The organism is Pseudomonas sp. RG1, assembly GCF_025910115.1.
Classification (GTDB): Bacteria; Pseudomonadota; Gammaproteobacteria; order Pseudomonadales; family Pseudomonadaceae; genus Aquipseudomonas; species Aquipseudomonas atacamensis.
In genome coordinates this window covers 1-9,604 of sequence record NZ_JAPCIK010000031.1, presented here as the reverse complement: position 1 = coordinate 9,604, position 9,604 = coordinate 1, and the positions used below count along the sequence as shown (strand labels likewise).

Genomic DNA, 9,604 nt, shown 5'->3' with positions numbered 1-9,604 from the left:
GGCCCCCCCCCCCCCCGCCCCCCGCCCCCCCCCACACACCACCACCCCCCCCCCCCCCCCCCCCCCCCCCCCCCCCCCCCCCCCGCCCCCACACGGGACAGATATCAGGACAGGAATCCGCCATCCACATTCAGCGCCACGCCGGTGGTGTAGCTCGACGCATCGCTGGCCAGGTACAACACCGCGCCGGCCATTTCGCTTGGGTCGGCTACGCGTTTGAGCGGGATCTGCGTCAGTGCCTGTTTCAGAATCGCATCGTTCTTGACCAGCGCCGAGGCGAATTTGGTGTCGGTCAGGCCGGGGAGCAGGGCGTTGCAGCGGATGCCGAATTGCGCGCATTCCTTGGCGAAGACTTTGGTCATGTTGATGACCGCCGCTTTGGTCACCGAATAGATGCCCTGGAAGATACCCGGGGAGATGCCGTTGATCGAGGCGACGTTGATGATGCTGCCGCCACCGTTTTCGCGCATCAGCTTGCCGGCTTCGACCGACATGAAGAAATAGCCACGAATGTTCACATCGACGGTCTTCTGGAACGCGCCCAGATCGGTGTCGAGTACGTTGCAGAATTGCGGGTTGGTCGCGGCGTTGTTGACCAGGATGTCGAGGCGGCCGAATTGTTCCTTGATCCCGGCGAAGACCTGGCTGATCTGCTCCATCTCACCGATGTGGCAGGCCACGGCTGTTGCCTTGCCGCCGGCGGCGGTGATGGCGTCGGCGACGTGTTGGCAGCCTTCGAGCTTGCGGCTCGAGACGATCACATGGGCGCCTTGCTGGGCCAGCAGTTTGGCGATGGCTTCACCGATGCCACGGCTGGCACCGGAGACGAAAGCGATTTTGCCGTCGAGGTCGAACAACTGAGTCTTGGACATGGGTTTCCCTTGTTGGAAGTCTTGTTATTGGCCCGGATCAGAGGCTGGATTTCTGGATGACCTGCAGGCTCATCTGCTCCAGCAGTTTGTTCATGTGAATGAACTGCGCGAAGCGTTTGTCCTGCGTCTGGCCATGGTAGAAGCGGTAGTAGATCTGCTGCACGATGCCGGCCAGGCGGAACAGGCCGTAGGTGTAGTAGAAGTCGAAATTGTCGATGCGGATGCCCGAGCGCTCGGCGTAGTAGTCGACGAATTCGCGGCGGGTCAGCATGCCCGGTGCATGGCTTGGCTGGCGGCGCATCAGTTGCACCGGTGCCGGGTCGCCGGCTTCGATCCAGTAGGCGAGGGTGTTGCCCAGATCCATCAGCGGGTCGCCGAGGGTGGTCAGTTCCCAGTCGAGCACGCCGATGATCTGCATCGGATTGGCCGGGTCGAGGATGACGTTGTCGAAGCGGTAATCGTTGTGGACGATGCTCGAGGTCGGGTGGTCGGCTGGCATCTTGTCGTTGAGCCAGGCTTTGACTGCTTCCCAGTGCGGCGCGTCCGGGGTCAGGGCTTTTTCGTAGCGCTCGCTCCAGCCCCTGATCTGCCGCGCGACGTAGCCTTCGGGCTTGCCCAGATCGCCGAGGCCGCAGGCGTTGTAATCGACCCGATGCAGTTCGACGAAGCGGTCGATGAAGCTTTTGCACAGCGCTTCGGTTTTCGCCGAATCAAGGCCCAGTTCCGGCGGCAGTTCGGCGCGCAGGATGATGCCTTTGACCCGTTCCATCACATAGAACTCGGCGCCGATGACGGCCTCGTCAGTGCAATGGACGTAGGCCTTCGGGCAATACGGAAAGCCGTCGCGCAGTTGGTTGAGAATGCGGAACTCACGGCCCATGTCGTGGGCGGATTTGGCCTTGTGGCCGAACGGCGGGCGGCGCAGAACGAATTCCTGCTCCGGGTATTCCAGCAGGTAGGTCAGGTTCGACGCGCCGCCGGGAAACTGGCTGATCTGCGGCGTGCCGGTCAGGCCGGGAATGTGCGCCTTGAGGTACGGATCGATCAGGCTGGCATCGAGTTCTTCGCCCGCGCGGATCCGGGTGGACTGGTCAGTAAGCGCCATGCTTATCCCTTCTGCTTATTTTGGAGGCCAGACATCATTGGCTAATCTAATGGCGCGCTCGGGTGCTCACAAGCGCGGGTCGGTCTTATAGGTTAGCGTGTTGCTGGATAATCAACTTTGAGAATGGGGCGAGCAGCGGCGCAGACCGAGGATCCTGCGCGCCTTAATGCACGCGCTGGTTGCTCAGTTTCGGTGGCAGGGCGACAGGCGTCAGCACCGGTTGCCCGGAGAAAAACGCCATCAGGTTTTTGCCGACCAGTTCGACAGTGCCTTGCGTGGCTTCAGGGGACAGCCCGGCGACGTGGGGAGTCAGCACAACGTTGCTGAGGTGTTTCAGGGCATCAGGCACTTCCGGTTCGTGATCGAACACGTCCAGCGCTGCGCCGGCGATACGACGTTGTTCGAGTGCAGTGATCAGGTCTGCCGTTGCGATAACGCTGGCGCGGGCGATGTTGACGATAAATCCCTTGGGGCCGAGGGCATCGAGCACGGCTCGCGTGACCAGATGTTGAGTAGCAATGCCACCCGGCGTGGCAACGACCAGAAAGTCCGAGGCTCGCGCCAGATCGGTCGGTGTCGAGCAGAACGCATAAGCGACGTCACTGCGCACCTGGCGGTTGTGGTAGCTGATCTGCATGTCGAAACCCAGCTCCGCACGCTTGGCAATCGCCATGCCCACCGCGCCCAGCCCGAGGATGCCCAGACGCTTGCCGGCCAGCGACGGGCGCATGATTTTCGGCCATTCACCGCGGCGCACGGCGGCATCGCAGCGCGGGATGTCGCGGACCAATGCCAGCAGCAATGCCATCGCATGATCGGCCACTGACGAGGCATTGACTCCGGCGCCATTGGTGACGGTGATCCCGCGGTCACTGGCTGCTTGCAGATCGACCTGTTCATAACCGGCGCCGATCACCGTGATGATTTTCAGGGCGGGCAGGGCGCTGATCTCTTGCGCAGTCAGGCCCAGCGGGCCACGAGTCAGCACGGCGTCGACGCGACTGCCATGGGTGGCGATGGCTTGCGCGCGTTCGGCTGGCGTTGGTGCAAGGATCAGGTGGAATCCCTGATGCTCAAGAATCGGCAGATAGTCATTGATCGTTTCAACCAGTACCAGAACGGTTGCGGGCATTGCGCGGCTCCTGTGATTGGCGGCGGGTGGGTCGCGAAAGTCGACTCAGAGTGCTGAATCCGCAGCGGCTTGGCAATCGTTGCATTCAAGCAGTGGTGCTTTGATTCTGGACGGGTTCGTGGAACAAGCAAGTACGCAGGCATGGCGCACGACCCATCAGCTGACGTATTGCGCAACACCATTACCGAACGACCAGTTCTCTTTCTTTACCTCCAGCAGATTGATGAACACATCCTCCAAGCGAATACCCAGTTGCGCATGCAGGCGCTCGGCAATGGTTTTGAACAGCAATTGTTTCTTTTCCACGCTGCGCCCTTCGCTGATGGTGATCTGGATGAACACCACGCCGTCGCTGCGCTGGATGCCGAGGTATTGCGGGTCATAAACGAAATGCTGGGCGTCATGTTCGTTGAGAATCTGGAAGTTGTCGTGCTCGGGCACATCGATACAGCTGCGCAGAGCGGCGTAGATCTGTTCGCCGATGCGCTTGGCGAAAGTGGGATCGGGATTTTGCTGGATGTCGACGCGGACCAGTGGCATGGGGGCTCCTTGGGTTATGGCTTCTCACACGCTAGATCAAGGTCAGGGTTCTGGCAGGTAATTGGTCTGGAATATTGCAAATTCCGTGTATGAGGCGGCTTACGTGACTCGCGGATTTTGCCTACGGGAATGGCAGATGCGTCTGCTGGTCAGCACCCGTATGGATGCGAAATCATCACGCCTCAGAGCAGCTTGCGCGATAGCTGCCACCAGCCAGGGAAGGCGAATGCTTCAAAACGACCGGGAAAACCTCGAACTGGACAAGCTGATGAATGAAATACGCAAGCTTGTGGCCGAGAGGAAAAAACTTGTGGCGGAAGAAAAAAAGATGAAATGGGAAACCTATTTCTACCCGGTTGCGGTAGTGGCCGGAATGTTGACCGCGACAGCGGCCTTGATCGGCCTTTCGCTCAAGTTATGAATGTGCGCGTTTCGCTCTATCCAACCCGTTACCCGCGAATAAGGAAATCACCATGAGTACGTTCGACCGACAAGCCATGATTGACCGTTCCGATCGAGAGCACGACGAGTACGTAGAAAGGTTACGCCTCAAGCAGCGAGGCGACATCGTTCCGATCCTCGCATTGCTGAGTCTTGCCTTGCTTTGCATGTCGTTTGGCTTTCTGGTCGCTCGATTGATCTGATCGTTCCGGCTGCGCACGGTGCCGGAAAAACTGCCAGAAAACGACATGCAGCGTAGCTGGGAGCGGCAAAAAGCATTCCGAAAACGACTCCCCATCGGTCTGCTCCGCACAACCATTCCTCAGCTAAGTCTTTGCTTGCATTGATTTATCACGGAGAATCGCGCCCCTGTTTCGGCCGGAGCATGTCTGTCGGTTTTTTCCGACGCGTCCTGACCGAGTGGCAAGTGACCGGAATGCGGAGATCCGACCGGATGAATGATCAGGCCAATAGCCTCGAAAAGCGCTTCGACGCAGCAGCACCCGCTGAACTTTCGAGCTGGAATCGCCAGGACACCACCTGGATGCTGGGACTGTTTGGGACGGCCATTGGCGCCGGCACCCTGTTTTTGCCGATCAACGCAGGGCTGGGGGGCTTCTGGCCGCTGGTGATCCTCGCGCTGCTGGCCTTCCCGATGACGTTTTACGCGCACCGTGGCCTGACCCGTTTTGTGCTGTCCGGTCGCGAAGGTGCCGATATTACCGAAGTGGTCGAGCAGCATTTCGGTATCAAGGCCGGTGCCTTGATCACGCTGCTGTACTTCTTTGCCATCTTCCCGATCCTGTTGATCTACAGTGTCGGCCTGACCAACACGGTCGCCAGTTTCCTCGAACACCAACTGCACATCACGCCGCCGCCGCGCGCGTTGCTGTCGTTCGTGCTGATTCTCGGGCTGCTGGCCGTGGTACGTTGCGGTGAGCAGGCGATCGTCAAAGCCATGAGCCTGATGGTCTATCCGTTCATCGTTGCGCTGCTGTTCCTCGCCGTGTACCTGATTCCGCACTGGAACGGCGGCATCCTCGCCACCGCCTCGCAAGTGCCGGCGCCGTCAGCGCTGCTGCATACGCTGTGGCTGGCGATTACGGTGATGGTGTTCTCGTTCAACCATTCGCCGATCATCTCGGCGTTCGCGATGGACCAGAAGCGTCGTTACGGTGTGCACGCCGACGAGCGCAGCTCACAGATCCTCGCGCGCGCTCATGCATTGATGGTCATTTTGGTGCTGTTCTTCGTATTCAGTTGCGTGCTGACCCTGTCGCCAGAGCAACTGGCTGAGGCGAAAGAGCAGAATCTTTCGATCCTGTCGTACCTGGCCAACCACTTCAGCAACCCGACCATCGAGTTTGCGGCGCCGTTGATTGCGTTTGTGGCGATCTCCAAGTCGTTCCTCGGTCATTACATCGGGGCCAGCGAAGGCCTCAAGGGCCTGATCGTCAAGAGCGGGAGGCGTCCGGGCGCCAAGGCGCTGGATCGCATCGTGGCGGCGTTCATGCTGGTGATCTGCTGGATCGTCGCAACGCTTGATCCGAGCATCCTGGGCATGATCGAAACCGTCGGTGGGCCGGTGATTGCGGCGATTCTGTTCCTGATGCCGATGTACGCGATTCGCAAGGTGCCAGCGATGGCGCGCTATCGCGGTCAGGCGTCGAACGTGTTTGTTACCGCGGTCGGGCTGGTGGCGATTTCGGCGCTGGTTTACAAGCTGGCTGTGTAATCACTGATCGTTCCCACGCTCTGCGTGGGAATGCCTCTTGTGACGCTCTGCGTCACGCTTGGGGACGCAGAGCGTCCGGGGCTGCGTTCCAACGCGGAGCGTGGGAACGATCAAAAAAAACGCCGCTCATCTCACGATGGGCGGCGTTTTTTATTGCCTTGCAGCGTTAGGCTTGAACGACCGGTATCTTGGCGTTCGCAGCAGCTTCACGGAACTCGGCGATCTGGTCGAAGGACAGGTAGCGGTAGACATCGGCCGCCATGCTGTCGATCTTGCCAGCGTATTCCATGTACTCCTCGACGGTCGGCAGGCGACCCAGGATCGAAGCAACGGACGCCAGCTCGGCCGAGGCCAGGTAGACGTTCGCGCCGTCGCCCAGACGGTTCGGGAAGTTACGGGTCGACGTCGACACCACGGTGCTGTTCGGCTCAACGCGTGCCTGGTTACCCATGCACAGCGAGCAGCCTGGCATTTCCATGCGTGCGCCAGCCTTGCCGTAGATGCCGTAGTAGCCTTCTTCGGTCAGTTGGTGAGCGTCCATCTTGGTCGGCGGCGACAGCCACAGACGGGTTGGCAGCTGACCCTTGACCTGATCCAGCAGTTTACCGGCAGCGCGGAAGTGACCGATGTTGGTCATGCACGAACCGATGAACACTTCGTCGATTTTCTCGCCAGCAACGCTGGACAGCAGACGGGCGTCGTCCGGATCGTTCGGCGCGCAGAGCACAGGCTCGTTGATCTCGGCCAGATCGATTTCGATGACTTCGGCGTATTCGGCGTCGGCATCGGCTTCCATCAGCTCAGGATTGGCGATCCAGGCTTCCATCGCTTGAGCGCGGCGTTCCAGGGTACGCGCATCGCCGTAGCCTTCGCCGATCATCCAGCGCAGCAGGGTGATGTTGGACTGCAGGTACTCGGTGATCGACTCTTTCGACAGCTTGATGGTGCAACCGGCAGCCGAACGTTCGGCCGAGGCGTCGGACAGTTCGAACGCCTGCTCCAGGGTCAGCCCTTCCAGGCCTTCGATTTCCAGGATGCGGCCGGAGAAGGCGTTTTTCTTGCCTTTCTTCTCGACGGTCAGCAGACCGTTCTGGATAGCGAAGTACGGAATGGCATGAACCAGGTCACGCAGGGTGATGCCAGGTTTCATCTTGCCTTTGAAACGCACCAGGATCGATTCCGGCATGTCCAGCGGCATTACACCAGTGGCAGCGGCGAACGCGACCAGACCGGAACCGGCCGGGAACGAGATGCCCATCGGGAAACGGGTGTGCGAGTCACCACCGGTACCGACGGTGTCCGGCAGCAGCATGCGGTTCAGCCACGAGTGGATGATGCCGTCGCCCGGACGCAGGGAAACCCCGCCGCGGGTCATGATGAAGTCAGGCAGGGTGTGGTGGGTGGTCACGTCGATCGGCTTTGGATAGGCCGCGGTGTGGCAGAACGACTGCATCACCAGATCAGCGGAGAAGCCCAGGCACGCCAGGTCTTTCAGTTCGTCACGGGTCATGGGACCGGTGGTGTCCTGAGAACCCACGGTGGTCATCTTCGGTTCGCAGTAGGTGCCAGGACGCACGCCCTGGCCTTCTGCCAGACCGCAGGCCTTGCCGACCATTTTCTGCGCCAGGGTGAAACCCTTGGTGCTTTCAGCCGGAGCTTCCGGCTTCTTGAACAGGTCGAACGCTGGCAGACCCAGCTCGGCGCGAGCCTTCTCGGTCAGGCCACGGCCGATGATCAGCGGGATACGACCGCCGGCACGGACTTCGTCCAGCAGCACCGGGGTTTTCATTTCGAAAGTGGTGATGACTTCGTCGGTACCGTGCTTGCAGACTTTGCCAGCGTGCGGGTACAGGTCGATCACGTCGCCCATGTTCATGTTCGACACGTCGAACTCGATCGGCAGGGCGCCGGCATCTTCCATGGTGTTGTAGAAGATCGGAGCGATCTTGCTGCCGAAGCAGAAACCGCCAGCGCGCTTGTTCGGCACGTACGGGATGTCGTCGCCGAAGAACCACAGCACCGAGTTGGTGGCCGATTTACGCGAGGAACCGGTACCGACCACGTCACCGACGTAGGCGATCGGGAAGCCCTGGCCGCGCATTTCTTCGATCTGCTTCATCGGGCCGGTCTTGCCTTGCTCGTCCGGAACGATGCCGTCACGGGCCATTTTCAGCATGGCCAGCGCGTGCAGCGGGATGTCAGGACGCGACCAGGCGTCTGGCGCAGGGGAGAGGTCGTCGGTGTTGGTTTCGCCGGTGACCTTGAATACGCGCAGGCTGATCTTGTCGGCCAGGACCGGGCGCTTCTTGAACCACTCGCCGTCAGCCCAGGATTGCAGCACGGCCTTGGCGTGAACGTTGCCGTTCTTGGCTTTTTCAGCGACGTCGTGGAAGGCATCGAACATCAGCAGGGTGTGCTTGAGTTCTTCGGCGGCGACTGGCGCCAGCTCGGCGTCGTCCAGCAGTTCAACGAGGGTGACGATGTTGTAGCCGCCCTGCATGGTGCCGAGCAGTTCGACAGCGCGTTTCTTGTCCAGCAGAGGGGAGGTGGCTTCGCCCTTGGCCAGGGCAGACAGGAAACCGGCCTTGACGTAGGCGGCTTCGTCCACTCCAGGTGGTACGCGATTGGTGATCAGGTCAACGAGGAAAGCTTCTTCGCCAGCCGGAGGGTTCTTCAGCAGCTCGATCAGGCCTGCTGTTTGTTCGGCGTTAAGCGGCTGGGGAACGATACCCAGGGCTGCACGCTCTTCGATATGTTTGCGGTAGGCTTCAAGCACAGTTATTACCCTCATCAGTGGTCCCAAATGGGTGTCCGGGACGCTCATCCCGAAATTGCCGTACTCATGCGCCTCACGACGTTGTGGGTCGTTCGGCCAGAATTACCGGCAATTCCTTACAGAAGCTGCTTTCAAAGTTTTACGCCTGCAGAACGGGGAGCTGATGAGGGTTGGCGTTGGGCTTTTCCCCGCTGGAAAAACCCTTCGCCAACACCGCTCTGAAGGAACGACTGTGCTCGTGACGCTTTGAAAACAGCTTCTAACGGACATTGGCGCCTTAAAAGGCTGGCTGATTCTACGGCAAAAAAAATTTAAAGGTAAGTCGCGCTCTATTGGACTTTCGTGGCAATCAGCGCGGCCGGAGCAAACCTGCGACGCCGGCGAGACCTTGCTGTTTGAGGGGTGATCAATGCCCGACAAAGGGCTAACATGCCGGCCTGTTCCGCGTTTCAGTGTTCTGCCCATTTATGCCCAATCAGACCATCAAGACCCCCTGCGTCGGCCTCTGCTCCACCGTTTACGGTGACCTGGTGTGCCGTGGCTGCAAGCGTTTCCACCACGAAGTGATCCATTGGAACGGGTACAACGAGGAGGAAAAGCGTGCGGTGTGGCTGCGTCTGGAGCAGTTGCTGTCACAAGTGATGGCGAGCAAAGTCGAGATCTTCGATCCGGCGCGCCTGCGCGAGCAGCTCGAACAGCGCAAGATCCGCTTCGTACCGCATCAGTCGGAATATTGCTGGGCCTATCAGCTGATTGCCCGGGGGGCGCGGGTGATCATTAATCTTGAGGCGTACGGGATGGTGTTGCTGCCGGAGTTCCGCGACTGGAACCTGCCGGAACTGCGCGATGCCATTGATCGGGAATTCTTCCTGCTGTCGGAAGCGCATTATCAGCGCTACATCGCCCCGGGCTTTCTGAAAGACGCCTTCGGCGCCTGAACAGCAAAAGCTTCGCGAGCAGGCTCGCTCCCACAGGGAAATGCATTCCAGATGTGGGAGCGAGC

Annotated in this window: 9 protein-coding genes; 4 read left to right on the top strand and 5 right to left on the bottom strand. The window is 60.0% G+C overall.

Features of this window, described 5'->3' with window-relative positions:
- Positions 1–104: 104 nt before the first annotated feature.
- From OK411_RS17285 to OK411_RS17270, 4 genes are all read right to left on the bottom strand, one after another.
- A complete protein-coding gene (locus OK411_RS17285; protein WP_024013283.1) occupies positions 105–872 on the bottom strand; it encodes an SDR family oxidoreductase in 768 nt (255 codons plus the stop codon).
- Positions 873–909: 37 nt separating this feature from the next.
- Positions 910–1,977 (bottom strand): phosphotransferase family protein, encoded by a 1,068-nt coding sequence (locus OK411_RS17280; RefSeq protein ID WP_206421987.1) that lies wholly within the window; start codon positions 1,975–1,977, stop codon positions 910–912.
- 163 nt (positions 1,978–2,140) lie between these two features.
- On the bottom strand, positions 2,141–3,109 hold the full coding sequence (locus OK411_RS17275) for a 2-hydroxyacid dehydrogenase (RefSeq protein WP_125926941.1): 969 nt from the start codon (positions 3,107–3,109) through the stop codon (positions 2,141–2,143).
- A gap of 156 nt (positions 3,110–3,265) precedes the next feature.
- Positions 3,266–3,649 carry a tautomerase family protein gene (locus OK411_RS17270; protein ID WP_264365427.1) on the bottom strand — a complete coding sequence of 128 codons (384 nt, stop codon included), beginning with the start codon at positions 3,647–3,649 and terminating at the stop codon, positions 3,266–3,268.
- 136 nt (positions 3,650–3,785) lie between these two features.
- On the opposite strand from OK411_RS17270, the gene OK411_RS17265 reads away from it, so the two are divergent.
- The 3 genes from OK411_RS17265 (at position 3,786) to OK411_RS17255 (ending at position 5,825) form a co-directional block, all read left to right on the top strand.
- Entirely contained in the window at positions 3,786–4,070 is a 285-nt protein-coding gene (locus tag OK411_RS17265; RefSeq protein ID WP_373877948.1) for a hypothetical protein, read from the top strand.
- A 52-nt stretch (positions 4,071–4,122) separates the two neighbouring features.
- Complete coding sequence (locus OK411_RS17260) at positions 4,123–4,293, top strand: hypothetical protein (protein WP_016775119.1); 171 nt, start codon at positions 4,123–4,125, stop codon at positions 4,291–4,293.
- 251 nt (positions 4,294–4,544) lie between these two features.
- On the top strand, positions 4,545–5,825 hold the full coding sequence (locus OK411_RS17255) for an HAAAP family serine/threonine permease (RefSeq protein ID WP_024013278.1): 1,281 nt from the start codon (positions 4,545–4,547) through the stop codon (positions 5,823–5,825).
- Positions 5,826–5,991: 166 nt separating this feature from the next.
- Here the strand turns inward: OK411_RS17255 and acnB are convergent, their stop codons facing one another.
- Positions 5,992–8,601, bottom strand: coding sequence for a bifunctional aconitate hydratase 2/2-methylisocitrate dehydratase (acnB, locus tag OK411_RS17250; protein ID WP_024013276.1), 2,610 nt, complete (start codon positions 8,599–8,601; stop codon positions 5,992–5,994).
- A 467-nt stretch (positions 8,602–9,068) separates the two neighbouring features.
- Here acnB and OK411_RS17245 point away from each other — a divergent pair, with 467 nt between their 5' ends.
- Positions 9,069–9,539, top strand: coding sequence for a DUF1289 domain-containing protein (locus OK411_RS17245; RefSeq protein ID WP_024013275.1), 471 nt, complete (start codon positions 9,069–9,071; stop codon positions 9,537–9,539).
- Positions 9,540–9,604 lie beyond the last annotated feature (65 nt).